This is a genomic window from Streptomyces griseofuscus (assembly GCF_014673495.1).
Classification (GTDB): domain Bacteria; phylum Actinomycetota; class Actinomycetes; order Streptomycetales; family Streptomycetaceae; genus Streptomyces; species Streptomyces murinus.
In genome coordinates this window covers 1692797-1716894 of the sequence record NZ_CP051006.1, presented here as the reverse complement: position 1 = coordinate 1716894, position 24098 = coordinate 1692797, and the positions used below count along the sequence as shown (strand labels likewise).

Genomic DNA, 24098 nt, shown 5'->3' with positions numbered 1-24098 from the left:
TAGTGATGTGGGGTGGCGGTGCAGCGGACGGCGTGCACGCGCCGGGTGCGCCCGTCAGGCCAGGGCGGGCTGCTGGACCTGTTCGGTGGGCTGGGCCTGCTGGGCGGCGGCGAGGTCGAGGCGGCCGGGGTGCGGGGTGGCGCGTGGGGTGAGCGCCAGGACCCCGGCGTTCGGGCCCATCCTTCGGCGGCGGCAAGGTTCGCCGGGCTGGGCCAGGCACCACTCGCACCGGACGCTCAAGGCGTCGGGCTGCCCCTGGGCGACCGTCGCCTCGCGCGCGGCTCGGGCGGGCCGGTAGGGCGCGAGGGCTGCGCGGGCGGCGGGCGGTATGCAGGAGCCGACCTCCCGCAGCCGCGCTTTCAGCCTCGGGTCGATCCCGGCGCGACCGCTGGTGATGGCTCTGGCCTGCGCTGGCTGGGCGATGCCGGCGGCGACGGCGCGTCGGGTACCGACCAGCTCAGCGGTCCAGGCGGCCTGGTCGTCCGGGTCGGCGGACGGCGTGGGATCGGAGTGCCGGGCCAGACGGTCGCGCCGGTAGCTCTCCCAGGGACGGGCCACGTCCGCGGGCAGGATCTGATATGGCGAGGTGCGGATGTGCTGGCGGGCGGCGACGCGGGCATCCCAGCCATGCGGGGTGGCCATCGGCACGTCACCGAGCAGCTCGTGCCACTGGGCGAGCTGGTCGCGGGCCTCGCCCTGGTCGGTGCGGATCGTGCGGGGGTCGAGTCGGCCGATGTAGGCCAGCAGGGCGGCGATTTCGCGGCGGTCCACGGCTACTGCTCCGTTCCGGTCGGCTCGTTCAGGGCGGCCAGCAGGGCGGCGGTGTGGGCCTCTGCCCGCGTCATGCCCCCCGGCGCGACGGCGTTCTTGCCGGGCACGGCGTAGAGGTTCGGGCGGCTGGGGGCGTGCTCCCGGGCGATCCAGGAGCGCCAGTCGGCAGCCCAGGCTTCCGCCGGCCTCGGAGCATGGTCCGCCCGGTGTGCACGCCACTTCGCGTCGGCGGCCCGCAAGCCGTGCTCGCCGAGACGGTCGAGGTGCCCCTGCTGGCGGACCCAGGTGTGCGTGGCGGGGTCGACCTGCCACTCGGCAGCCGAGAGGACGGCAGCACCACCACTGCTGTACCTCCGGTTCAAATCAGGTTCACTAGGGTTCTGTGTGCCGGTAGCCGGTACATCGCTGTGCCGGTGACCGGTACGTCGCCGTGCCGGCTTCCGCCGCGACCTGCCGGTTTCCGGTACTGCCGGTTTCCGGACCCTCGCGGGGGATTCCGGCACCTCACGCGGGCGGATTCCGTACCGCCGCAGAGCCGACAGCCGGAGCCGCGCGGGGGCAGCGGGCTCGTTCGATACCGCCGTGTCGCCTTCTTCCTCCCGCTGCTCTCGCAGCGCCTGCGCGACCGCTTCGGCGGCGAGAGGCAGACGGTAGACCGTGCTGCGCTGCGGGCCGACCAGGTCGTCGAGCTGCTCCAGCTCGCCGGCCAGGAGCAGGCGCTCGACGGCTTCACGCACCGTGGAGACCGACGCGCGCGTGCGCTTGGCCAGGCTGGACAGCGAGGCCCAGGAGATGCACTGATCGTCGGCCACCCGGTCGGCGATCGACAGCAGGACCAGTCGCGCAGCCCCTCGGCTGGAGCTGTGCTCCCACACCCACTCGCGGGCTTCGCTGCTCATCGGCCGCTCCCGGTGAGCGGGCGGGAGGTGCGGCTCATCTGGGCCAGGGTGGTGGGGTCCGGCTCGGGGCACTGAGGCGCCGAGGCGGAGCTAGCTGCCGCGCAGGCCGGACGGAAGGGCCTTTTGCGCAGGGCGGAGCCCATGCAAGAATCTCCTTTGGTATTGCCACGCTGAGACGCCCCGTGGAAGGGATCAGCGTGGTGATGGTGGCGATCTCCGCCCTTGCCGGGGCGGTACAGCCGTTAGGCGTCCGGCGTCCGGGAGTTGCAGCTCTCGGGCGCCGTCGCTGTATCCGGGGACCTATGAGGCCCGGAAGTTGTGCACGTCATTGCTCCTGTGCTTGTCCGTGCGGGCGATCTGCCCGGCAGGGACGACGAACATACGCACGGCTCCGCGTCAAGGTCCAGAGTTGGTTCTTAAACCCTGTAGTAGTCGCGTGAGCTGCTGCGACGAAGGCGGAGCGATCATGGGCGGGTCCTAGCGCGTACGTAGGTTACGAAGGCCGGGCAAGGAGCGCCTACCGCGCCCTACCCACGCGGCAACACTTCAGTGAAGCCGTGATCCAAAACCTACGCCAAAGTGATCCTGATCTGTCAACACTGAAGTGAAGCCTCTCGGTCTTTGGCTCCGGGAACTACACTGCAGTACAGTCCGGGGTCGGCGTCTAGACGAGAGGAGTCGGTGATGGTGGAGTCCAGCGGACCGGCGGCGGCGCCCGGCGGCGCGGCCGACGCTCGGCGCTCATTCGCCGACAAGCTCAACCACCTGTTCCACACCGTGACGAACCCGGAGACCGGCAAGCGCTACACCAACGCCGAGGTCGCCCGGGCGATCTCCGTGTCCGAGAGTGCGATCTCGCAGCTGCGGACCGGGGTCAAGCCCAACCCCACCTACACGACGGTGGAACGGCTTGCCGGCCACTTCCACGTCAAAGAGCAGTACTTCTTCTCCGACTACGACGCGGAGGAGGCTGAAAAGGTGCGCGCCTCCATGGAGCTGATCGAGGCCGTGGCCGACAGCGACGTGCGCGGCCTTGCGCTTCGAGCCAACGGCCTCTCGGCAGACAGTTTGAGGATGATCACGGATGTGATCAATCAAGCGCGACGGTGGGAAGGGCTCGACAAGCCCGGGCAGTGATGTGACATCTCTCACCCGCTGGGCGGATTTGACTGGTATGCCGCGCGTGGTCATTCAAGATCGCCTTGGGCGATCATCTGGACGTATGCGAAGCTCCGCTCGAACCACGCGGAATGGTGGGTTCCGGTTAGCGCGGGCCGTGCCAGCGCTCATTCGGGGGCTACAGCAAGGATCTCGTCCATGTTCAAACGGCAATTTGCGCGCAGAGAGGCGCAACTGAGGCGACTGTGTGAGGAGCAGTTGCGGGGGGTCGAGATATCCGACCCCTACGCGGTGGATGAAATATGCCGACAGCTCGCCGTCAAGCGTGGCCGCCCTCTGTACCTCCACGAATTGCCTGAGACCGGAGGGGCCAACGCTCCCTGTGGAATGGTTCTCTCGTTCGACCACGGGGATTACGTCTTTCACGTCGCTGCTACCAGCGAACGGCATCGTGCTCAGATCGTGCGCCACGAGCTAGCGCACCTGCTGCTCGGACATGCCGGGAGCAACGAGAGCGTCGTCAAGTCCCTGCTGGGAGTCCTCCCTGACGGGGTCGAGCCCGCTGCGGTGCTCTCCGCTCTCGGTCGGACGAGCTACGACAGCGAGACCGAGTACGACGCCGAGATGGCAGCCTCCTGCCTGGGAGAGCTCTTTCACGATCTTGCCCACTCGGGCCGAGAAAGCGGCCGGTCTGGCGCGGTTTCACGCCTCGACGACGCCCTGCTCCACCCACGGAGGAACCGCCGCTCATGAGCACACCCACCATCGTCGCCGGCGCCCTGTGGCTGGTAGCTCTGTGGCGGCTGCCGTCCCTCCGGCACTCCCACAAGCAGCGAAGTCTGGCGCTGACCCTGGTGACTCTCGCGGCTGCAATGACGTTCGAGGTTTCGCAGGTCAAAGAGGCAGTCGATGCCATCGTCGGTGCAGATGTCAGGCTGTCGCCGCTGCTCAAACAGATGCTCGGCGTTACCTCGGCGGCATACCTGCTCGACTTTGTCATCGCAGTCGTTCGACCGCAGGGCTTGGCCCGCCGCGCCCGACTCGTGGCCGCTGGCGTGACGTTGCCCCTCATGCTTGCCTTCTACGCCTTGGCCAACTGGACGCCGGGAGGGCCGGTCAGGCTTGGGGGAGGTCGTGACGCCCTCTTTCCGCTCCTCTATATGACGGTCTTCACGCTGTACATCGGTGTCGCCATGGTCGTGGCGACGTGGTTGTTCCTCGGCGGCGTACGCCATAGCCGGACACTCCTTGGGAAGGCCGGCCTCGGATTCCTGGGCTTGGGGACTCTGCTCGGGAGCCTCTACGCCCTCCAGCGCATCGTGTTCGTGACGGTCCACCTCGCCTCCGGAGCCAGCTATCCGGGCTTGGAGAATCTCTTCTCCACGACGCTTAAGCAGGCCACGGCCCTGTCGGTCGCGCTCGGCGTCTGCTTGCCTCCTCTCTCCGTCGCCGTGGAGTACGTCGTGGCGTGGAGCACTCTGCGGAAGCTGCGTCCCCTCTGGGCGCAGCTCACGGAAGCCGCCCCGTACGTGGTGCTCGCGACCTCCGTAGGCAGAAGGCGTATCCCCTTCCGGTTGGAACGGTGCGTCATCGAAATCGAAGATGCCTGCCTGGCACTTCGCGAATACGTGTCAGTAGACATACATGCAAAGGCTCGGAGGTTCGTTCGCCAAGAAGGGGTCGACGCGCAACTTTCTGACGCAGTGGCGGAAGCCTGCTGGTTGCGTGCAGCCGCTCAGAGCGCCCGAAATGGCAAGCGGCTGCGGGGAGTTGAATATCCACCCCTTGGCGTCACTGGGCGAGACAGAGACAGTGAACTGCAATGGTTGCGCGCTGTTGCCCACGCGTACCTCTCCTCGCCAGTCGTTTTCGAATTCGTCCGGCAAGAGCAGTCGTCCATTTCTCATGAGCAGGGCGCTTCGGAAAGGATTTCCTCACATGACAACTGATGTCCGCCCCAGTGAGTCGAAGCTGGCCCGCCGCATCACAGACTGGCTTGAGCCGAAGAACTGGATCATCGCTGTCACCCTGCTGGTCGGCTGGCACACCGCACGATGGACAGGTGTCGCCTGGGGTATGGTCGGCGCCCTCTTCGCGGCAGTCATCCCCATCACCTTCATCAAGTACGGCATCCGCAAAGGCCACTGGGGCGACAGACACGTCGGAGCAAAGCCAGCACGGCTAGTCGTGATGGCCGTCATCCTGCTCTCAGTAGCCACCGGCATCGTGCTGATGCTCGTCGCGGGGGCGCCGCGGACCATGGTGGGCCTCATCATTTCGATGCTCGTGACGCTCGCGATCCTCACCGCAATCACCTTCGCCTGGAAGATTTCCGTCCACCAAGCCGTGTCCGCAGGTGCCTGCGCGATGCTCGTGCAGACCTATGGCCCGTGGATGGCCCTCGGTTTCCTCTTGGTCATCCTCGTCGGCTGGTCCCGCGTCGAACTACGCGACCACACACGCAACCAAGTGATCGCAGGCACCATCCTCGGCACCATCGTGGCCGCGGCTGTCTTCCACTTGGCGCGCTGACCTGGCGGCGGTCATCGACACGCGGTGGCCCGCTGGCTTCATCGGCGGCGGCTAGCGAACAGGATCGCCGTTGGAAGCCAGCCGGAGCGCAACGCTGAGCATGCGGGAGCACCGGTACGCAGTTGTCCGGTTTCAGTGAAGGTGGCGAACAGTTCGCTCAACATGGCGAACCTGCGGGCCGGCCGGGGCGTGCGCCGGGCGCCGCGTATTCAGCCGCCACCTGCTCCAGCGCTTCGTACAATCGCTGGGCCCGCTGGCTGCGTGGGCCGCCGAACGACTCCCGGCCGGTCGTGAGCAGCAAAACCCAGTGCGCCCCAGTCATCCGCATCCTGCTGGCCGCCCGGACCGCGCCCAGCAGACGCCGGTTCTCTCGTGCCGTCAGCGGCCCCTGTGCGGGCGACACGAGCTGGTGCGCGGGCCCCCGCAGCTGCTGGCGCAGATACAGCGGCACTGCCTCCCAAGTCGAATCGTCCGCCCTCGGCAGCAAGCGCCCCTTGGCAGCCCCGGACTCGGCCAGCGACGCTGCCGCGGGGCCCAGCGGCGCGGGTTCCCGCGCTTGCTCCAACCCGTCTTCAGGTGAGGCAGGGGACTGAGCACCAGCCGGGGCGCCGACAGTGCAGGTGTGGGCAGTCGACGGTCCGACGTACGCGCACCCCGGACAGCGGACCCAGCCCGCCTCCTGGACAGCCGCCTCGACCACCGAGCGTTCCGGCCCGTACCCCAGCGACATCAGCTGGTGTGGCAGGCGCAGGGCCTCCACGGCGCGCAGAGCGGTGGCCGCGGTGACGTCGTGGCCCCGAACAAACCAACTGCCCATTTCTGCGTTCCCGCCACACCCGCAGAAACAGCGCCGCGCTCTCTTCTCCGTCACGCTCCGCGACCCTAGCGGCTCCATAACCCTTGATTGGCCGGCCATGCCAACTCGCCCCAGGGCTGTTCACCATGTTGGGCGAAGCCGTCGCCATCTTCACTGATACCAGACAGCAGTGCCGGGGGCGCGGTGGCCAGCGACCAGGAGCACCCTTGGGAGCTAGGCCGTTTCGTTTGGATCAGTCGATCGTTGGTCTGGGCGTGCCGTTAACTGATGTGCAATGGTCGCGGATCGAGCCGTTGCTCCCTGACCGGACGCCGAAGCGGGGCGGCCGGTGGCGGGATCACCGGGAGGTGATCGACGCGATCGCGTTCAAGTTCCAGACCGGAACGCAGTGGGTGCACCTGCCGGAGAAGTACGGCAACTGGCGTGGCGTCTACAACCGGCTGCGGATGTGGGCCGTCGACGGCACCTGGGAGCGGGTCTTCACCGCGCTGATGGCCCAGGCCGACGCCGACGAGGATCTGGCCTGGGCTGTGTCCGTGGACTCCACGATCGTGCGGGCTCACCAGCATGCGGCCGGAGCCCGCAAAAAGGGGCCCCGGCCGGCGAACCGGCTGACCACGCCATCGGCCGGTCCCGCGGCGGACTGACGACGAAGATCCACCTCGCGGCCGATGCCCGCTGCCGGCCTCTGGCGTTCGTCCTCACCGCCGGACAGGCAGGCGATGCACCGGCCTTCACCGATGTCATGGCCCGCGTGCGTGTTCCCCGACGGCGTGGCCGGCCGCGCACCAGGCCGGATGTGGTCCTGGCGGACAAAGCGTATTCGTCCAGGGCGATCCGCGAGCACCTGCGCAGGCGCGGCATCCGTGCGGTGATCCCCGTGCCGGCGGACCAACGCGGCCACCGCCTGCGCCGAGGCAGCCGGGGCGGCAGACCACCGGCCTTCGACCGCGAGACCTACAAGCAGCGCAACACCGTCGAACGGTGCATCAACCGCCTCAAGCAGTGGCGCGGCATCGCCACCCGCTACGAGAAGACCGCGACCATCTACCTGGCCGGACTCCACATCGCCGGCATCTTCCTGTGGTCCGCCCGCTGATCCAAACGAAACCACCTAGCCGGAGCGCAACTCTGCCTACCGCGTTCACCGATACGCGGTTGTCCGCTCTGGCACCGTAGAGCCTCGGGCCCCGATGCGAGCGCCACTGCAAGTCGGTAGGAATCGAGGGAAGTTCGCAGCCCCCGGTCCCCCCAAGAGGGGTACCGTCCTAGTGGACGCTAGGAATGGAGCCAGTATGCCCCACTACGCCGACACCGGCAGGGGCGTGGAGAGCAACGGGCAGCGTCTTGCCCGCCTCCGCGTGCGCCGCCGGTGGACACAGCAACGCCTGGCCACTGAAACCGGATTCTCGATCTCCGCGGTGCGAGCGTACGAGCAAGGGCGCAGGAGCCTGGACCGGTCAGCGATCGTGCTGGCCTTCGCCAAGGCCCTGGACTGCCATCCCACGGAGATCACCGGGGCCCCGTACATGCCGCTGACCTCCGACACTGACGGGCAGGCCGCGGTCGCGGCGGTTGCCGGTGTACGCCGGGCCCTTCTTCGGCATGGCCGACCAACAAGGCCGGCGGACCACGAGGTCGCCGCGGTCGACCTGGTCGACCTACGTCGGCGGGTGGGCGAGGCGAACGCCCTCCGGCAGGCCGCCGCACTTGCGCGGTCTGGTGCGGTGCTGCCACAGCTGCTTCGCGACCTCCAGGTGGCTTGCGAGGTGAGCGAGGGCGACCAGCGCAGGGAGACGTTCGGCCTGCTCACCTCGGGCTACGAGTGCGCCATGCAGTACCTGTACAAGTTGGGCCACATCTCGGATGCCACGCTGGCGACCGAGCGGGTGGTCTGGTCGGCATGCGAGACAGAGGACCCGCTGCGGGTTCTGGCCTCCAGGTGGTACGACGCAGGCGAGTTCCTGAGCATAGGGGAGCACGACGAGGCGGGCGCCGTCATCGACAGTGCCCTGACCGAGCTGGGCGCGGTGCGCGAGGCCAGCCCTGAGGTGGTGTCCCTACGAGGGGCGTTCCACCTGAAGGCCGCACTGAACTCGGTGCGTTCGGAAACCGCAGCCGTGGCCGAGCAGCACTGGGAGAAGGCGAAGGTCGCGGCCGAGGAGCTGGGCGAGGACCGCAACGACTTCGAGTTGCAGTTCGGCCCGACCAACGTGGCGATCTGGGGGGTGTCGTTGCCGGTGGAGATGGGTCGAGGCCGCGTAGCGGTGGAGCGCGCCGGGAAGGTACGCCTGCCATCCGAGTTCTCCCCCGAGCGCCACTCCCACCACCTCATCGATGTGGGGCGCGCTTACTTCTACAACGGGCAGCGACAGGAAGCTCTGGGGGCCTTCATCAAGGCCGAGCGGCTGGCACCCCAGGCCACCCGGATGCACGCGGGCGTACGGGAGACCGTCGGCACGATGATCCGGACCCAGAAGAGGGGCGAACTGGTCGAGCTGGGCATCCGGCTCGGCCTCGTCTGACCATCAAAAGTCCTACGTTCTGTAGCACTTGCATCACCCCCTGGTCACTACGGTCGGGCCTGTAGTCGCCGACCTGAACTGACCAGGGGGTTCTTAATGACTGCATCGCTCACGCTTGCATACGTCTACGACCGTTGTGCGACGTCGACCCAGGCGATGCCCGTGCGACGAGCGCGCCACAGATGCCCGCGCATGCCGGCCTGCGCCCGAGGCAGGTGCTGAGCGGTGACCGCCGTGAGACGCGCGGTGCCCCCGTCGCGCGGGGAGGCCCTGGAGCGTCGGGTTCGGGCGACGCAGTGGATGCTCCGGGCCGCAAGGCCGACGCCCACGCCCGAGGGGTGGGCGGAGCGCGGTGTAGCCCCGTTGACAGCCGGGATCGTGTGGGACGCCGTACGCGCGCCCTACAGTGCTCTTGGCGACGGGTTCACCGCGCCGGAGGAGCTTCGCTCCACGGTGAAGGCGCTGGGAGTCGGGGCGGTCTGGTGCGACCCCTTCCTGCCGGCCATCTACTTTTTGGTGCCGCCCGGCACGTCCGGGTACTGGCCACGCGACAGCGGCCTGGTCGGCGTGGTGTGCCAGGGCGGGACCCCGCCCTTCACCCAGTGCATCGTTGTGCCGAGCCTGGACCGCACCTCGCCCCCCGGGCACTACTGGCTGATCCCTCCCGACTACGGCGGCCCGGTTCTCGCGGACCCCGAGCACCTCTACGAGGCACTGCGCGCGCGTGCGGCCGAGGCCGCCTCGTGTGCGCCGACAACCCGATGAGCTGGCGTCGGCCGTCCCCTCTGCCCCGCCCACGGCCGACGCCTCTTCCTCGCCCTCCTGAATCGAGAGTCATGTCTGCAAGACCCCCCCTGAGCCCCGGCCGAGTGAGGCGCGAGCTGTTAGGCGCGGTCCCAGCCACGCTCCTGGTGGCCGGTCACCTCGCCGCGTACATGCTCCTCGGCTTCACCATTCACGACGACATCAGCAGGCTCCAGACGGTCACGGCTGAGCCGGTCACGCCCTTTGACCAGGAGACAGGTAACGCATGAGCACCGACACCCTGATCGAGACGCAGATGGCCGCCTACTGGGACGACCTCTATGAGACCGGCTACACCACGCCTCCGCCCTCCGACATCGAGCGGCAGATGCTGCGCGCCACCACCGGAGCCGAGTCCGGCATGCGCGTCCTGGACGTCGGCTGCGGCACCGGTCGGCTGAGTGCCCACCTGGCCAGCTGGGGGATGCAGGTCACGGGCCTCGACCACAGCCTGTCCGCCATCGCGTCCGCGCGCTGGGCCCACGCCGATGTCCCGCTGTTGGACTTCCGCCTGTACGACGTCACGAGCCCGCGACCGCTGGTCCCTGACCCAGGCCCCGTAGACCTCGTCACGTGCAGGCTCAGCTATGAGTTCGTGGCCGGTCCCCGCTTCACGGCCAATTTGCGCCGCTGGCTCCGGCCGGGCGGAGTGCTCCACATCACGACGACCGTGTCCGAGTTGACGCGGCCGGGCGTAGCTCGCCGCGGTCTGCCGAAGTCGGCGATCGATGAGCTGGCCAGCCACTGGCGGCACATGACCGTGTACCGCCTCACCAGGGACAGCGCCTTGGTCGGCGTAGCCCTGCGGAATTGATGAGACTCCTGCCCCCTGATCTGGCCCGTCCAGGGGGCGGGGCAAGCGCCGCTCCCCGGCCGCCGGACGTCACGGTCGCGGCCGGGGAGCGGTCACCAACCGACTCTGGAACGTGCGCAAGGAGCCCCATGACCATCTGCCGTCGCTGCTCGACTAGGCCCCTGCTGGGGTACATATGACTAGCATTGCGCCGATCCGGCTGCGTGCCATGACCTACAACATGCTCAACGGCGGCCTCGACGCCGGCACCGACACGCGCCTTCGCGCGCAGACGGACATGCTTGCCAGCCTGACCCCGGACATCCTGAGCCTCCAGGAGTGCACGGGCTGGGCCAACCACCACCTCTCCTGGATGGCTCGCACGCTGGGTATGGTGCCCGTCGCCATGGTGCCCTCGCGCGTCCGCAGGGTCCCCAGCCCACCGAACGGCACCTCCCTGCTGATCCGGCCTTCCACCGTCCGGCTCATCGACTGGTGGAGCGTGGGCGAGGGCACTTTCCACCACGCTTTGATCCGGGCCCTGCTGCGCCCGGCCGCGGTCGGCGACGACCCGAGCAGCGACTTCACCGTCTTCGCCACGCACTTCGGCTGGTCCTCGGGCGACGCACGGCTGATCGAGGCCCGGATGCTGACCGACTACGGGGGTCCCTTCCCGGGCGTGCCGCGGGGCGCGCTGCTCCTGGGTGATCTCAACACGCCGGACAGGGATCTGGACGACTGGTCACGCGTCCCCGAGAACCTGCAATCGCGGTACCGGATCGTGCTGCCCAACGGCGCCTTCGGCCCTGCGGACCGGCGTGCCGTCCAGGTGCTGCTCGCCTCCGGCTGGCAGGACCCGCAGACGATGTTCGGTGACCGCGAGGCCGCGAGCGTCGGCTACTTCTGGGAGAACGAGCGGGTGCCCTGGCGCCTGGACTACACCCTGACCGCTGGCATGGAGGCGGTCGGCTACGGCATCCACGACACCCCTGATGCCCGGAAACATTCGGATCATCTCCCGGTGTGGTGCGACGTGCTGGTGGGACCGCGCTCATGACACAGCACGAAAAACGGGCCGCGAGTGCGCTGGCGGAGCGGCTTCCACCCCGCCTGCGTGGAGGCGTTCGTGCATGAGTACGCCGCTTGCGTCACCGGCCGCGATTCACAAGCCAACTGGTCTTAAAGAAGAGGAGATTGCTATGACCGTGACCGTTTCCGAGCAGGTCAGGGACCTGACGAACCTGCTGCACGATGTCAACGGGCTGCTGGCCGGGCACCCGCTCGGGGCTGCGTTCCGGCTGCTGTACGCGCCGTCGGAACTGGACCTGGACGCCGGCGAGGTGCTCGTGCAGGAGGTGGACGCCGCGCGCCGGGTTGTGCAGCTGCGCCCGGTGCGCCTGTCCGAGGTGGACCGCCGGGACGTGCTGCACGAGACCCAGGTCGTCAACCCCCAGGACGGCGCGCTCATCGCCCACGCCCAGGCGGCGAGTATCAAGGGCTGCTACATGTTCGAACTCGGCGACAAAAAGATGCACAGCTATGCGTGAGGGCGCGATCACGACGGAGGCTCTGTCACACAAGATCTCTGCCGAAGTGCTGGCACGGCTGGCGTCGATCGTCCTGCCGGCAATCAGACTGCCCCCCGATGCGCTCCTGTACGTGCCCGCCGCGATGGAACCGTCCTGGACGGAGCGTCTGCCTCTGCCCGTGGGGGGCGCCCGCCGCCCCGTCCAGACGGTGGCCCTGGCCGACGGACACGCTTTCACGCGCGTGTCCAGAGCGGATGACCTTGAGCGCGAGCTCGCGGAGCAACCGCGGACGCAGGTGTACGAGAGTGTGCACCTGCTCAGCGGTGGCTGGATCGGCGTGACGGCGCTGCGCCTGGCCTGCATGCTGGGCCGTGAGGTGGTCTGCACGATCTACCAGTCACGGCGCGAGGACAGCACCCTCGGACCGCATCACGACACGTGGGATGGCGTCGTCGTGCAGATGAGCGGCATGAAGCGGTGGCTGCTCTGGCCGGACGGGGATGACGAGGCCACGGAGATCATCATGCGGGCCGGCGACGTACTGATCGTGCCGCGTGGCATGCGACATGACGTCAGCACTCTCGCGGACCCGGGCCACTCGATCCACCTGGTCCTCGCGGTCCTGGACGTGCCATTGGCTGCGCGGCCGGGGCATCTGAGGGCCGTGAGCTGAAGGCTCCCGCGTGGGCTGTCGCGCCAGCCCACGCGGGTTGGGGTCGGTCGGCCCGCAGCTGACCGCCTGACCCGTTCCGGTCCCCGCCTGGGGGCCGCAGCCCCCGCCCCCTCGGCCTCTGTCGCCGATCCCGCAGCCGCCCCGCCGGGCGGCGACGACTGAGCCCGCTCTGACAGCCCTGGACGCCCCTCGTGCCGGAAGAAGGCGCCCCGGCACGAGGCATCCGTTCCCCCCTCACCCGAAGGAGAAGACGGCCGTGGACGCACCGTCGGCGAGCACGCTGGTACTCAACCCTGACGAAATCGGCCCCGACCCAGCGCCGGGCATGGATCTGGCGGTGAAGCTGGGCATCGGGCATCTGGAGATCCGCTCGGCCGAGGGCGCCAACGCGGTGACCCTGCCCACCGACCGACTGCGGCGCATCCGCGCCATGGCCGACGAGCGCGGCCTGAAAGTGGCGGCGCTGGCCTCGCCGCTGTGGAAGTGGTGCCGACCCGAGGCTCGGCCCGGCCGGGTGGACACCTTCGGCTTCCCCACCCGGGTCCCGCCCGAGGAGCGGCTGGGCTGGGTCGAGAGGGTCATCGAAGTCGCCCGGATCGTTGGCGCTCCGGTCGTGCGGGTCTTCTCCCACCTGCGTGTCGAGCCGGAGCTGACCGAGGAGTTGTTCGGCGATCCGCTGCTGGCCAAGGCCCTGGAGCTGGCGAATGCCGCGGGGGTGCGGCTGCTGCTGGAGAACGAGCCGGTGTGCACCGTCGCCCACGCCGAGCCGCTGCTGCAGATCCTGGACCGGTACCACGGGCAGGGCCTGGGGCTGTGGCTGGACGTGGCGAACCTTCATGAAGTCGGCCAGGCCACTTCCGAGGTGGTCCGCGCTCTGGCCCCGTACGTGGGTTACGTGCACGTCAAGGACTACCGGCCCACCGACGGCGGCGGCCGGGCGTTCTGTCCGGCCGGCGAGGGCGTGGTGCCGTATGGCGAGGTACTGCCGCTGCTGCACGCGGCCCGGCCGGCTCTGCCGTACGCGCTGGAGACCCATGTGCGCGACACGCCCACCGAGGCACTCGCTGCCGGCGCCGCGTTCCTGCGCTCCGCTGTCCCGGGCGGCATCGCGTGAAGCGGGTGCTGCTGGTCGGAGCCGGGGAGGTCGGAGCCAAGCACCTGGCCGCCCTCGTCGGCGCTCCTGGCCTGGCGGTTGCCGCGGTCGCCGACCCCGACCCGCGCGCCGAGGTGCCTCCAGGCATCCCGCTGTTCGCTTCCTGCCGGACGGCCCTGACGGCCACGACACCGGATCTGGTGGTCGTGGCCGCCCCGCCTGGGACCGCGCTCGCCGCGGCCCGGGACGCCGCCCAGGCCGGAGCCGCCGTGCTCGTGGAGAAGCCCTGCACCATCGACCCCGCCGCCCTGGTGCCCCGGCCTGGCGACGAACGCATCTTCGTTGCCTTCCAGCCGCACTTCGCCCCCGGCCTCGACGCACTGCTCGCCGAGCCTCCGGATGTCGTAAGGACCGAGGTGCTGCTGGCCGTACGGCGGGATCCCGGCTACTTCCGCGGTTGGCGACGCACTTACGCCTCCGCAGGCGGTGTGCTGCACCAGCAGGCCATCCACGGCCTGGCCGTCACCCTTCGGCTGCTGCCCGGCGACGTCGAGGCGATCGACGCCAAGGTGGTGCACTACCGGGTTCTCTGGGGGCTGGCTCTATGTGGTGGGACGTTGTACCGGAGGGCTATGTTGATCTTCTGAAGATCGTTCTCTGGGGGTGCGGCTCTGTGGCGGGTTGTTGCATCAACCGTCAGATCATGGAGTTGCATTGCGTGCCTTTCCTGTCAGATTGCCCTCTGGCGTGCGGTATTGGACGGTCGTCGATGACGGCTACGAGGTCGTGTTCATCGCTGATCAGTGGCTGAGGTTCTTGCGGTTCGGCCGAAGCCGGTCCGAGTTGACGACGAAGGCGTACGCGGGCGGCATAGCGCTGTACCTGCGGTGGTGCCGGTCAACCGGGCGCGAATGGTCCGTCGCCGCGCGGGACTTGGGCCTGTTCATGGTCTGGCTGAAGTACACGCCGTCCTCGCTGGATGAGGACCCGGCGCCGGTGGTGCTGGGGCCAGGCGCCGACCCGGCTCGCAAAGAGCGGCGGGTCAACGGCGTCCTGACGGCGGTGCGGGGGCTGCTGTCCTACGCGGTGTCGGTCGGTGAGGCACCGCGGTCGGTGCTCGGACAGATCTACGAGCTGGCGGACAGCCGGGACCTGCCGGTGGAGGCCCAGGGCGAGGACTCCGGCTTGTCCTACCGGCTGCGAGCTGTCCACCGGAGCCAGGAGCCGGAGGCCGAGGTGGACCGGGCCACCGACGAAGAGCTGGTGGCGATGTTCCTGGAGTGCCGCAACGCCCGTGACCGGTTGATCGTGCTGCTGCTCGGCCGGGTCGGGCTGCGCCGCGGCCAGGCGGCCGGCCTGCACCGCAGTGACTGTCACCTGCTTCCCGACTCGCGGGCCCTGGGCTGCGACTACAGCGGTGCCCACCTCCACGTCCGGCGGCGGGACAACAGCAACCGGGCCTGGTCGAAGTCGAAGCAGGCATGGACACAGCCGTTGGACTTCTTGGTGGTCCAGGCTTTCGACCAGTACGTCGATGAGCGCCACGAAGTACTCGGGGCGGGCGGCAGCGATTTCCTGCTGGTGAACCTGTTTCGCGAGCCGCTGGGGGCGCCGATGCCGCCGGACGCGCTGGGCGAGCTGTTCGAGCGGCTGAGCCAGCGGGCCGGGCTGTCGCGGAAGGTCGGCCCCCACATGGCCCGCCGGGCTTTCGGCAGCAACGTCGCGGACGCCGGCGGGTCGGCGGACGAGGTGCAGGCCCTGCTCGGCCAGACACACCCGGAGTCGCCCAGGCCCTACCTGATTCCCGACCGGGCCCGATTGCGCGAGGCGATCGAGCGTGTCCCCTCCCCGCGGTCCCTGCACGAAACGGTGGAGAAGTGATCGGGGCACCTCTGCCGCTGGCCCATGAGCTTCAGGACCTGCGGACCCAGGTCATCATCGACGCCTTGGACGCCGAGTTCCTGAGCCTGGTGAGCTGGGACTGGGAGTCGCGTGTCGTGCGCTACCCCAAGGTCCATCCGGTGCTGGGCATGCCGGACTGCGAGATCCCCGGCTGCACGAAGGGCACCCCGCTCGGCGAACCGGTCTGTGTCGGCTGCATCGGCCGCTGGCGGCGGTCCGGCCTGTCCTTCGAGGACTTCGCCGCGGTCCCGAGGGACAGTGCCTATCACCGCTCCGACGGGCAGGTCCTCTGTCGTGTCTCGGGCTGTCAGCGACCGCCCCGGCTGGTCACTCATGGTCTTTGCACCACTCACCAGGCGCGCTGGCACAGCTCGTCCGAGCTGACCGTGGAGGACTTCCTGCGGAACTCCCCGCAGCAGGGGCTGCCCGGGTTCGGACCCTGTCAGGTCGCCGCCTGCTACCGGCTGCGCGGCTCGGAACGGACCCGCTACTGCGAGGTCCACCGAGGCCGCCTCAACCGCGAACGGCGGTTGGGGACCTTCGACGGAGACGAGGAACGGTGGCGCCTGACGTCGTCGTCGGTGCCGGTCAACCGCGAAGTCAGCCTGCGCGGGCTGCCTGACCGGCTGGTCGCGGAGCTCCTCTACTGCCTTCAGGTCCGCACCGCCCGGCAGGCGAAGACCAAGGATCACCGGATGCGGCATATCAGCGATCAGCTGCGTCTGCTCCAGGTCCCGAGCCTGGAGATGCTGGGAGAGGACGACCTGATCCGCGCGGGGATGGTCGATGACCTGCGGATGATCATCCGTGGTGCACAGACTGCGCTGCGCAGGCTGGGGGCGACTGCGGAGACCGAGCGGCTCAAGGACGTCTGGGACCTGTTCGTCTTCGGCCACCACGGCACGCTCACGTTCAGCCGGATCCACCAGCGTCCCCTGCGGGAGGCGGTCAAGGTCTGGGCCTATGACGAACTCCCTCGGCGCCGCGGCCGGCATGTCGCCAGTTCCATGCAGAACATGATCCGCGGCATGGAACAGCTCTCGGACAGCCTGCGGCTGCAGCGAGACGACGAGGGGCACGAAATTCGGCTTCTGAGCCGCACGGACATGGTCAGCTTCTGCAACCGCGTCGCGTTCCTCGCCGAGACCGGCGTCTTCGGGGCTCATCACCGGGTCAACGTGATCCGCTACGTCCGCAGAATCGTGAACCGGATCCGTGTCCTGGGTCTCACTGGCCCCGGCCAGATGCTGGAGGGCCTGCCGGCGGACTTCTCCCTGTCCATGGAGGACATCCCCGACGAGCCCGAGGACACCGAGGCGGGACGGGACCTGCCGGACGAGGTGATGCGGGAACTCTGCGACAACTTCGATCTGCTGGAGAAGATGAGCAACCGCGAGTATCGCGTCGCGGCCGAGCTGCTTGTCGACACCGGCCGGCGGCCGGACGAGATCAGCACGTTGGCGCTGGAGTGCCTGGGCAAGGACCCGGACGGGACCTTGGTCCTGATCTATGACAACTCCAAGAACTACCGGCTGGGCCGTCGTCTGCCGATCGCGAAGGCGACCGCCGCCGTGATCATGGAACAGCAGGAGCGGGTGCGTGAACGCTTCCCCGACACTCCGGCCGATAAGCTCAAGCTGCTGCCGAGCCCGGTGGCCAACCCCGCAGGAACGAAGCCGATCGGTTCGATCGGCGACGCCCACCGGGCCTGGGTCAACACTCTGCCCGACATCATGATTCCGGTCGTCGTCGAGGTCGACGGGCAGCTGGTGACGAAGCTGCTGCCGTTCGACAAGTCCAAGATCTTTCCCTACGCCTACCGGCACTCCTTCGCTCAGCGGCACGCGGACGCCAACGTCGACCCCGACGTGCTCATGGATTTGATGGACCATCGTGAACTCTCCACAACTCAGGGCTATTACCGGGTCAGCCAGGGTCGACGCCGTGAGGCCGTCGACCGGGTCACCGCGTTGCAGTTCGACCGCCGCGGCACCCGCGTCTGGCGCAAAGCACAAGGACTTCTGGACTCCGAGCACGTACGGCGGGCCATCGGCGAAGTCGCCACTGCCTACGGCATCTGCCTGGAACCCCACAACGTCGCGGCTGGCGGCCAGAGCTGCCCGCTCCGCTTCCGCTGCATCGGCTGCGACCACTTCCGCACCGACGTCTCCTACCTGCCTGACCTGGAGCGATACCTCTCTGATCTTCTCCGCAGCCGCGAGCGGCTGATGTCGGCCTTCGAGGCCGACGACTGGGCCCGCAGCGAAGCGATGCCCTCCGAGGAAGAGATCAGCCGGGTCCGCCGTCTGATCAACCGGGTCAAGGCCGACCTGGACGACCTCTCCGACGAAGAACGTGCCCAGATCGAAGAAGCCGTCGCCGTGGTACGCCGCGGCCGCTCAGTGATGCTGGGCATGCCCCGCGTCGGCCAGCCGCTTCCCGACGTCAGGCCCTGGAGGCTCCCGTGATCCCTGCCATGCGCGACGGCCGGCAGGCCGACACCGAGCGACGCCGCCAGCGCGTCGCCACCGCAGTCAAGAACGCCGCGAGGAACGGCACGCCCATCAGCGTCTCGGCGATCGCCCGGCAAGCCGGAGTCGATCGCAGCTTCCTCTACCGTCACCGCGACCTGCTGGAAATCGTGCACGCGGCCGAGCTCGAACCTGCGACTCAGGACCCGGCAGGCACTTCGCCAGTGAGCCGAGCCTCGCTCCAAGCCGACCTCGCGAACGCCCAGGCTCGCAACGCCCGCCTCGCCGCCCGCGTCCAGCAGTTGGAGAAGCGGCTGTCGCAGGCGCTGGGAACTCAGGCATGGCAGGAGTCAGGGCTCGGAGCTCCAGCGGACATCGACGAGCTCCAGCGGAAGATCACGAGGCTGGAGCAGCACAACGTCGAACTGACCTCCGCGTTGGAGGAGGCCCGGTCCGATCTCGATGCCGCGAGGGAGGCCAACCGAGATCTGACCAGAGCCCTGAACCAACGCGGCTGAATCACGCAGGGGCGTCGACGTCCTGATCGATGAGGGTCGCGTTGGACACCAGGGCGCAGGCGGTATCGGCGAAGTACTGCTCGTCGGCACCGGGGGCGAGGCCCAGGATGACTCCCTGCGTGAGACCGACGAACAGTGCCCTGAGCGCGGTAACCAGACGTTGTGCCTGATGCGACGTCACGGCTTTCCCGTTGTGTGATCTGCCGGTGAACAACGCGATCAGGTGGCTCTCCTGCGTCTGGACGGACGCGGCGAGCTGGGAACCGAGTTCGGGGTCGTGCAAGGCCATGTCCAGCAGGGTGATCTGCAACGACAGGGCAGAGATCGCGGCCGGGGCATCGCAGCTGCGCCGGTAGTACCGGGCAAAGGCTTCAACCGCTTCCAGGAGATCCATCTCTGCGGGGATCACCTGCTCGATCTCTTCATAGTGCGGCCGCAGGTAGTCGGTGACCAAGGCTGCTACCAGGCCGCCCTTGCTGCCGAACAGTGAGTAGACAGCGCCGGTCGTCAGGCCGGCCTGCTCAGCGATCTCGTCGAGCCTTGCGCGGTGCCCATCCCGGGAGACGACTTGGAAGGCAGCATCCAGCAGGGCGCGGCGGTTGCGTTCCTTGGTTTCCGCTCTCGTCATTCTCATAATTCCATTATTCTAGTAACAACGTTACGGGAGTGGGACAGGCATCAGGGAGGAACGCTCATGACGCAGGCCCAGGCTGCGACACCGTCAGCGACGCGCCGCTTGGCGGGGATCATCGCTGACGGTGTCTTCAAGGTAGTGCTCGGTGCCGCCTACTTAATTGGCGCTTCCTGGCTTGGCGATCTACTTGGCGTGTCCGCCTGGTTGATGGCCGTCTCCGGCGTCGCCTTGCTGATCGGCGGCGGGATCGAGATCAAGTTTGTGCGCAGTCACCCGATCCGCACCTACATGCGGCTCATGGTCGCCTACGACAGCGGCTGGGTGCTGACGGCGCTTGCCGGCTTACTGATGGCGTGGCAGGACGGCAGTGCCGGGGGCGAGGTGTGGATCGGGTACCAGACAGCCGCTCCCCTTGCGTTTGCCGCACTCTTGCTGGTTTCCACCCCCGTGCCGCCAGCCTCCGACATCCGCGCGAAGGGCGCCGAACACTGACACCGAACCTCCGCTGCCGGGTCGGCAATCCCGCTTGGCGACCCGGCAGTAGCGCCACAGGTGTTGCACACGATACTGTCGATCACACCAGCGCTGAGCTGCACAAAGTGGTCTCCACTCGCCTCGCGCCACACGGTTGCCCCCAGAGAAACCGGTGCCTGGCGGAGACCGAGGACCACGTCACCGCCGCCATCGTCCTCGCCGGCGGGGCCATGGTGCACATCGACGCCCGCGTCGACCACGACGGCCCGCCGGCCCACGAACTCGTCCTCCACCTCGCCGACGGGCGCCGCCTTGCCGTTCGCGGCCGGAACCTCGAAGCCGGACTCGGCGAGATCGCCGCCGCCCCTACGCACGCGGCCTTGCGGCGCGCGATGTACGCCGCGGTGTTGGACGCCGCCGAGGGCCGTCCCGCCCACCCATGCCTGTTCCCGCTGACGGCGCTGCGGCGCCCGCTGGAGGTGATTGACCGTGTCTACCGCGACGCCCGCGTTGTCCGCGCCGCGCACGCCGCTGCCGCATGAGCTGCCGGTCGAGGTCGTCGAACGCAAAGGGATCGGCCACCCCGACACCCTCGCCGACGGCATCGCCGAGCTGGCCTCCATCCGCTACAGCCGGCACTGCCTGGACGTGGCGGGGGCGGTGCTGCACCACAACCTGGACAAGGTCGCTGTCCTCGGCGGCCGGGCCGCCTTCACCGACACCGACGGCGTGTACGACCGGCCGCTGCGGGTCGTCTTCGGCGGCCGGATCTCCACCAGCTTCGCCGGCCGCCCGCTGCCGGTGCGAGAGATCCTGGAGCAGGCCGTCGTCGACCACCTGCGCATTGCCCTGCCGGGCTTCGGCCGGGTGAAGCTGGAGGTGAGGCACGAGACGACCGACTCCTCCAAGTTCCCCCACTGGTTCGCGCCCCGCTCCCCGGACGATCTGCCCGAGCGGCGAAGGGCGTTTTCCAATGACACCGCCTACCTCGTCGGCTCGGTCCCGCGCACGGTCACGGAGACCGTGGTGCTGCTGGCCGAGGCGTGGTTCCGCCGCTTGCCGTGGGCAGGCAGCGACATCAAGGCCCTCGCCGTCCGCGACAGCTCGAACTGGACGGTGACCGTGTGCGTGCCCGCCCTGGCCGGGCACCTGAGCAGCTCCGCCGAGTTCGACGACGCGGTCACCGCCACGGCCGGCGAGCTGACCAACCTGCTCGCTCAGCGGCTGCCGGGCCGGGTGACGGTGGTGTGCAACACTCGCAACTCCCGCACCGGACCGCTCTCCGGGCAGTACTTCACGCTGTCGGGGTCGGCTGTCGACTACGGCGAGGACGGCCTCGTGGGCCGGGGCAACGCCCGCACCGGCGTGATCAGCGGCGCCCACCTGGCCGGGAACGAGGCGACGTTCGGGAAGAACCCGGCCTACCACGTCGGCAAGGTCGGCGGATGGCTCGCCGATGAGGCCGCCCGCGCGGTGGCCGCCGAGTTCGGGCCCTGCCGTATCGCGCTGCTGTGGCGCAACGGCGCCCCGTACGACGAGCCCGCCTCGATCGAGATCACCACGGTCAACCAGGCACCGCCCGGGGCGGCCGAGGAGCTGGTGCGGGCCACGCTGTCCCGCACGGACTGGATGGAGGACCTGCTGGCCGGCCAGTACCTGCCCGCCGTCGCCCCGGTCGAGGAGCTGCTGGCCGACCTGGAGCGAGCAGCGGGGTGAGCACCCACCGGCTCGCCACCGGCCACGTTTCCGCTCTCCTCGCCCTGCCCGAGCGTCTGGACGCCACGGCCGCGCGGGCGGCCGACCGGGCCCTGCCCGGCGGATGGAGCCTCACGGCCGCCTCCGCCACGGAATCGGTCGACGTCGAAGTCACCAGGGGCTCCGCAGCAGTCACCGTCACAGGGGACACCGTGCGCCTGCGGCTTCCCCCGTCCGTCACCGCCTCGGACACGCTGGCGTACGTCACCTACACCGCGCTCGAACGCGTCCGCCAGCAGCAGCTCAAGATCACGGTGCATGCCACCGCGCTGATAGTGCCCGAGGGACGAGCGGTGCTGCTGCTCGGTACGAAAGGCGCGGGCAAGACGTCCACCGCGCTCGCCCTCGCGGCACGCGGCTGGACGCATGCCGGTGACGACCTCGTCGTCCTCGGCGAGAGCGGCGACGGCACGGTGGCGGTCTGGCCGGGCAAGTCCACCGCCGCCGTCCGCGACCCGGCCCAGCCACTGGCCCCGAAGCCCCACCGTGCCCTGGAGCCGTTCGCCGTCGGCCCTGCCCCGCTGGCCCACATCGTGCACCTGGCCGTGCACCCCGCCCTGGGCACGGCGTCGATAACGCCCGCAGTGCCGCTGTCGGTGAACGAGCGGCTGCGGCTGCACGAGCTGCTGGGCCGCTCCATCTCCGGCCTGCCCACCCCGCTGAACGGCGTCACCGGGGTTCCGTACGGGCCGGTGTGGCCGCTGGACACCCCCGGGCTGGCCCGCTGGCGCAGCCACCTCATCACCCGGCTTGCCAGCTGCCAGTTCGACTATCTGCACGCCCCCGATCCCGAGACGGCCGCCGACCTGTTGAGCAAGGAGGACGAGAACGGATGAGCCTCGCCGCGATTCTGCCCAGCCGCAACGAGCCCGCCACCATCGCCGCCGTCACGACGGCCGTCGATGCGGCCCTCGACGACCTGGGGGCGGTCATCGTCCACGCCGACTCCTCCGACACCCCGGCAACCGCGCGGCAGTTCGCCGCCACCGGCACGACGACGGCGAAGGTGCCGCTGACCGACCTGGTGCGAGGCAAGGGCACCCAGATCCTGGCCGCCGCCTGTCGCAGCGAAATCGCGACGGCCGAAGCAGTGCTGATCGCTGACACCGATACCCGCAATCCCGATCCGGCCGTCTACCGCGCGCTACTGGACCGCGTCCGGGCCGGGGCTGCGGTGGCCATCGCCGACTATCCGCGCTACTGGGACGAGGCCAACCTCACCAACCACCTCGCCCGGCCGCTGATCGCCGCCACCAGCGGCCACGACGTGCCCCAGCCGCTGGCCGGGGACATCACCCTCTCCGCTGCCGCCCTGGACGCCGCCCTCCGAGCTGTCGCGGCGCTGCCCGCAGAAGTAGCGGCGTGCGTAGACGGATACGGCATCGACGCCTTCCTGTTGCTGACCGTCGCAACCATTGGGCCGATCGTCTCCGTACGGTTCGACCGGCCCAAGCAGCACGCCGGGTCCTTCCCCCACCTCCCGGCTATCTACCAGCAGGCCGTCCCCGTGCTGCTGCACCTGACCGCCGCTCGCCGCCCGGTGCCCGTCCCCCGGGGCCAGAACCAGGCGTCGTACCGGGTTGCTGACCGTGCAGTGGAGCCCACCCGCCTCGCGACCATGCTGACAACGCTGGACAGCTTTGGCCCACACCTCGGCGGATACGATGAACGCCCCTGGCCGCTGCCCGCCGCGGACGCCTGGCACGCCGTCAACTCTGGCGCGTCGGCGACCGAAGCGGCCCGCCGGTTGTGGCCGTACTACCTCCGGCGCGTCCACGACTGGCTCACCCTCGGGCAGCACGCCACCACCCGGCAGCGGGCCGAACGACTCGCCGGCGCCCACGCCCGCCTGCACCACTACATCCTCACTCCCGCAGGAGCCCGCCGATGACCGCCACCCCGACCTCCGGCTTCTCGGCCTTCGCCCTGGAACCGTTCCCCGAACTCCAGATGGGCGACGACCTGGCCGCCACCATCACCGACGTCCTCACCCGCACCGATACCGCGCTGCAGGACGGGGACATCGTCGTCATCGCGAGCAAAGCCGTCTCCATCGCCGAGAAGCGGTACATCGACCTGGGCACCGTGACCCCCGGCCCCGAAGCCCAGGAGTTGGCGGGCAAGACGGGCAAGCCGGCCCCGCTCGTGCAGCTGATCCTCGACTCCGCCAGCGACTACTTCCTGGCCACCGACAAGGGCCCCATCATCGCCCGGCACCGCCTGGGCTACCAGCTCACTTCCGCCGGGATCGACCGCGCCGGCACCGAGGGCGCCTGGCTGCTGCCGGTCGACCCGGACGCCTCCGCCCGCGCCCTGCGGGACGCGTTGATCACCCACACCGGTGCCGACGTCGCGGTAGTCGTCGCAGACTCCGACGGCCGCGCCGACCGGCGCGGGGCCACCGTCATCTCCATCGGCGCCGCCGGCATCGCCCCGCTGCGGATCACCGAACACGGCGGAAAGCGGCAGGAGGAGACCTTCACCGACCTGATCGCCGCCGCGGCCGGAATCATCCTCGGCCAGCGCGGGCGCGGCGCTCCCGTCGCCGTCCTGCGCGGCATCGCCTACACCGCCAGCGACGAGGGAGTCGCAGCAGCGCTGCACCACCGGCCGTGACGCTGCTGATCACCGGGGCCGCCGGCGCCATCGACACCCGCCTGGCCGCAGACCTCGCAGCCTCCGGCATCCCCCTGCGGCTCCTCGACCGGTGGCCCCTCATGGGGCCGCCGGGTGCCCAGGCCATCCAGACCGACCTGCGCGAGCTTGCCGCCGTTGAGAGGGCCACCACC

At 69.3% G+C, this 24098-nt stretch carries 24 protein-coding genes and 1 pseudogene; 22 read left to right on the top strand and 3 right to left on the bottom strand.

Going from position 1 to position 24098, the window contains the following annotated elements; all coding sequences use genetic code 11:
* Positions 1-54 precede the first annotated feature (54 nt).
* Together HEP81_RS07535 and HEP81_RS07530 are read right to left on the bottom strand one after the other, a co-directional pair.
* The gene (locus HEP81_RS07535) at positions 55-771 is read right to left on the bottom strand and encodes a zinc finger domain-containing protein (RefSeq protein ID WP_037664249.1); all 717 of its coding nucleotides are present in this window, start codon (positions 769-771) and stop codon (positions 55-57) included.
* A gap of 2 nt (positions 772-773) precedes the next feature.
* Positions 774-1670, bottom strand: coding sequence for a helix-turn-helix domain-containing protein (locus HEP81_RS07530; RefSeq protein ID WP_037664251.1), 897 nt, complete (start codon positions 1668-1670; stop codon positions 774-776).
* A gap of 684 nt (positions 1671-2354) precedes the next feature.
* Here HEP81_RS07530 and HEP81_RS07525 point away from each other — a divergent pair.
* The 16 genes and pseudogenes from HEP81_RS07525 (at position 2355) to HEP81_RS07450 (ending at position 18446) form a co-directional block, all read left to right on the top strand.
* Complete coding sequence (locus tag HEP81_RS07525) at positions 2355-2807, top strand: helix-turn-helix domain-containing protein (protein ID WP_037664252.1); 453 nt, start codon at positions 2355-2357, stop codon at positions 2805-2807.
* Positions 2808-2987: 180 nt separating this feature from the next.
* Positions 2988-3542 carry a hypothetical protein gene (locus HEP81_RS07520; RefSeq protein ID WP_037664254.1) on the top strand — a complete coding sequence of 185 codons (555 nt, stop codon included), beginning with the start codon at positions 2988-2990 and terminating at the stop codon, positions 3540-3542.
* Positions 3539-4738, top strand: coding sequence for an MAB_1171c family putative transporter (locus HEP81_RS07515; protein ID WP_037664255.1), 1200 nt, complete (start codon positions 3539-3541; stop codon positions 4736-4738). Before HEP81_RS07520 ends, HEP81_RS07515 begins: the two co-directional genes overlap by 4 nt.
* A complete protein-coding gene (locus tag HEP81_RS07510) occupies positions 4728-5321 on the top strand; it encodes a phosphatase PAP2 family protein (protein ID WP_037664257.1) in 594 nt (197 codons plus the stop codon). Before HEP81_RS07515 ends, HEP81_RS07510 begins: the two co-directional genes overlap by 11 nt.
* 1056 nt (positions 5322-6377) lie before the next feature.
* A pseudogene (locus HEP81_RS07505) lies at positions 6378-7237 on the top strand (IS5 family transposase).
* A 196-nt stretch (positions 7238-7433) separates the two neighbouring features.
* A complete protein-coding gene (locus HEP81_RS07500; RefSeq protein ID WP_037662053.1) occupies positions 7434-8663 on the top strand; it encodes a helix-turn-helix domain-containing protein in 1230 nt (409 codons plus the stop codon).
* 363 nt (positions 8664-9026) lie between these two features.
* Positions 9027-9428 carry a hypothetical protein gene (locus HEP81_RS07495; protein ID WP_157854584.1) on the top strand — a complete coding sequence of 134 codons (402 nt, stop codon included), beginning with the start codon at positions 9027-9029 and terminating at the stop codon, positions 9426-9428.
* 265 nt (positions 9429-9693) lie between these two features.
* Positions 9694-10281, top strand: coding sequence for a class I SAM-dependent methyltransferase (locus HEP81_RS07490; protein ID WP_051850568.1), 588 nt, complete (start codon positions 9694-9696; stop codon positions 10279-10281).
* Positions 10282-10456: 175 nt separating this feature from the next.
* Entirely contained in the window at positions 10457-11317 is an 861-nt protein-coding gene (locus tag HEP81_RS07485) for an endonuclease/exonuclease/phosphatase family protein (RefSeq protein ID WP_037662048.1), read from the top strand.
* A gap of 142 nt (positions 11318-11459) precedes the next feature.
* Entirely contained in the window at positions 11460-11807 is a 348-nt protein-coding gene (locus tag HEP81_RS07480; protein ID WP_037662045.1) for a hypothetical protein, read from the top strand.
* Complete coding sequence (locus HEP81_RS07475; RefSeq protein ID WP_037662043.1) at positions 11800-12462, top strand: JmjC domain-containing protein; 663 nt, start codon at positions 11800-11802, stop codon at positions 12460-12462. Before HEP81_RS07480 ends, HEP81_RS07475 begins: the two co-directional genes overlap by 8 nt.
* A gap of 256 nt (positions 12463-12718) precedes the next feature.
* Positions 12719-13576: a sugar phosphate isomerase/epimerase family protein gene (locus HEP81_RS07470; protein ID WP_037662042.1), complete on the top strand. Its 858-nt coding sequence runs from the start codon at positions 12719-12721 to the stop codon at positions 13574-13576.
* Positions 13573-14202 (top strand): Gfo/Idh/MocA family oxidoreductase, encoded by a 630-nt coding sequence (locus HEP81_RS42120; protein WP_078967666.1) that lies wholly within the window; start codon positions 13573-13575, stop codon positions 14200-14202. The genes HEP81_RS07470 and HEP81_RS42120 overlap by 4 nt, the downstream gene beginning before the upstream one ends.
* A 100-nt stretch (positions 14203-14302) precedes the next feature.
* Positions 14303-15436: a tyrosine-type recombinase/integrase gene (locus HEP81_RS07460; protein WP_243279315.1), complete on the top strand. Its 1134-nt coding sequence runs from the start codon at positions 14303-14305 to the stop codon at positions 15434-15436.
* Positions 15433-17925 (top strand): site-specific integrase, encoded by a 2493-nt coding sequence (locus tag HEP81_RS40920; protein WP_207748329.1) that lies wholly within the window; start codon positions 15433-15435, stop codon positions 17923-17925. The genes HEP81_RS07460 and HEP81_RS40920 overlap by 4 nt, the downstream gene beginning before the upstream one ends.
* Positions 17922-18446: a DUF6262 family protein gene (locus HEP81_RS07450; protein ID WP_243279314.1), complete on the top strand. Its 525-nt coding sequence runs from the start codon at positions 17922-17924 to the stop codon at positions 18444-18446. Before HEP81_RS40920 ends, HEP81_RS07450 begins: the two co-directional genes overlap by 4 nt.
* Position 18447: 1 nt before the next feature.
* Here HEP81_RS07450 and HEP81_RS07445 read toward each other — a convergent pair whose 3' ends face one another.
* Positions 18448-19074 (bottom strand): TetR/AcrR family transcriptional regulator, encoded by a 627-nt coding sequence (locus HEP81_RS07445; protein WP_037662038.1) that lies wholly within the window; start codon positions 19072-19074, stop codon positions 18448-18450.
* 66 nt (positions 19075-19140) lie between these two features.
* On the opposite strand from HEP81_RS07445, the gene HEP81_RS07440 reads away from it, so the two are divergent.
* The 6 genes from HEP81_RS07440 to HEP81_RS07415 all read left to right on the top strand — a co-directional run bounded on the left by HEP81_RS07440 (position 19141) and on the right by HEP81_RS07415 (position 23925).
* Complete coding sequence (locus tag HEP81_RS07440; RefSeq protein WP_037662037.1) at positions 19141-19572, top strand: hypothetical protein; 432 nt, start codon at positions 19141-19143, stop codon at positions 19570-19572.
* Positions 19573-19679: 107 nt separating this feature from the next.
* Positions 19680-20096: a hypothetical protein gene (locus HEP81_RS07435; protein ID WP_207748328.1), complete on the top strand. Its 417-nt coding sequence runs from the start codon at positions 19680-19682 to the stop codon at positions 20094-20096.
* Positions 20044-21270: a methionine adenosyltransferase gene (locus tag HEP81_RS07430; RefSeq protein WP_037662035.1), complete on the top strand. Its 1227-nt coding sequence runs from the start codon at positions 20044-20046 to the stop codon at positions 21268-21270. Before HEP81_RS07435 ends, HEP81_RS07430 begins: the two co-directional genes overlap by 53 nt.
* Positions 21267-22145 carry a phosphoenolpyruvate carboxykinase (ATP) gene (locus tag HEP81_RS07425; protein ID WP_037662032.1) on the top strand — a complete coding sequence of 293 codons (879 nt, stop codon included), beginning with the start codon at positions 21267-21269 and terminating at the stop codon, positions 22143-22145. The genes HEP81_RS07430 and HEP81_RS07425 overlap by 4 nt, the downstream gene beginning before the upstream one ends.
* The gene (locus HEP81_RS07420; RefSeq protein WP_037662031.1) at positions 22142-23200 is read left to right on the top strand and encodes a glycosyltransferase family protein; all 1059 of its coding nucleotides are present in this window, start codon (positions 22142-22144) and stop codon (positions 23198-23200) included. Before HEP81_RS07425 ends, HEP81_RS07420 begins: the two co-directional genes overlap by 4 nt.
* Complete coding sequence (locus HEP81_RS07415) at positions 23197-23925, top strand: coenzyme F420-0:L-glutamate ligase (RefSeq protein ID WP_037662030.1); 729 nt, start codon at positions 23197-23199, stop codon at positions 23923-23925. Before HEP81_RS07420 ends, HEP81_RS07415 begins: the two co-directional genes overlap by 4 nt.
* Positions 23926-24098 lie beyond the last annotated feature (173 nt).

What these genes read in the sequence shown, in the direction of transcription:
- HEP81_RS07530 (WP_037664251.1), bottom strand. Translation starts at nt 1,670, where the DNA reads ATGAGCAGCGAAGCCCGCGAGTGGGTGTGGGAGCACAGCTCCAGCCGA.
- HEP81_RS07525 (WP_037664252.1), top strand. Translation starts at nt 2,355, where the DNA reads ATGGTGGAGTCCAGCGGACCGGCGGCGGCGCCCGGCGGCGCGGCCGAC.
- HEP81_RS07520 (WP_037664254.1), top strand. Translation starts at nt 2,988, where the DNA reads ATGTTCAAACGGCAATTTGCGCGCAGAGAGGCGCAACTGAGGCGACTG.
- HEP81_RS07515 (WP_037664255.1), top strand. Translation starts at nt 3,539, where the DNA reads ATGAGCACACCCACCATCGTCGCCGGCGCCCTGTGGCTGGTAGCTCTG.
- HEP81_RS07510 (WP_037664257.1), top strand. Translation starts at nt 4,728, where the DNA reads ATGACAACTGATGTCCGCCCCAGTGAGTCGAAGCTGGCCCGCCGCATC.
- HEP81_RS07500 (WP_037662053.1), top strand. Translation starts at nt 7,434, where the DNA reads ATGCCCCACTACGCCGACACCGGCAGGGGCGTGGAGAGCAACGGGCAG.
- HEP81_RS07490 (WP_051850568.1), top strand. Translation starts at nt 9,694, where the DNA reads ATGAGCACCGACACCCTGATCGAGACGCAGATGGCCGCCTACTGGGAC.
- HEP81_RS07485 (WP_037662048.1), top strand. Translation starts at nt 10,457, where the DNA reads ATGACTAGCATTGCGCCGATCCGGCTGCGTGCCATGACCTACAACATG.
- HEP81_RS07480 (WP_037662045.1), top strand. Translation starts at nt 11,460, where the DNA reads ATGACCGTGACCGTTTCCGAGCAGGTCAGGGACCTGACGAACCTGCTG.
- HEP81_RS07475 (WP_037662043.1), top strand. Translation starts at nt 11,800, where the DNA reads ATGCGTGAGGGCGCGATCACGACGGAGGCTCTGTCACACAAGATCTCT.
- HEP81_RS07445 (WP_037662038.1), bottom strand. Translation starts at nt 19,074, where the DNA reads ATGACGAGAGCGGAAACCAAGGAACGCAACCGCCGCGCCCTGCTGGAT.
- HEP81_RS07440 (WP_037662037.1), top strand. Translation starts at nt 19,141, where the DNA reads ATGACGCAGGCCCAGGCTGCGACACCGTCAGCGACGCGCCGCTTGGCG.
- HEP81_RS07420 (WP_037662031.1), top strand. Translation starts at nt 22,142, where the DNA reads ATGAGCCTCGCCGCGATTCTGCCCAGCCGCAACGAGCCCGCCACCATC.
- HEP81_RS07415 (WP_037662030.1), top strand. Translation starts at nt 23,197, where the DNA reads ATGACCGCCACCCCGACCTCCGGCTTCTCGGCCTTCGCCCTGGAACCG.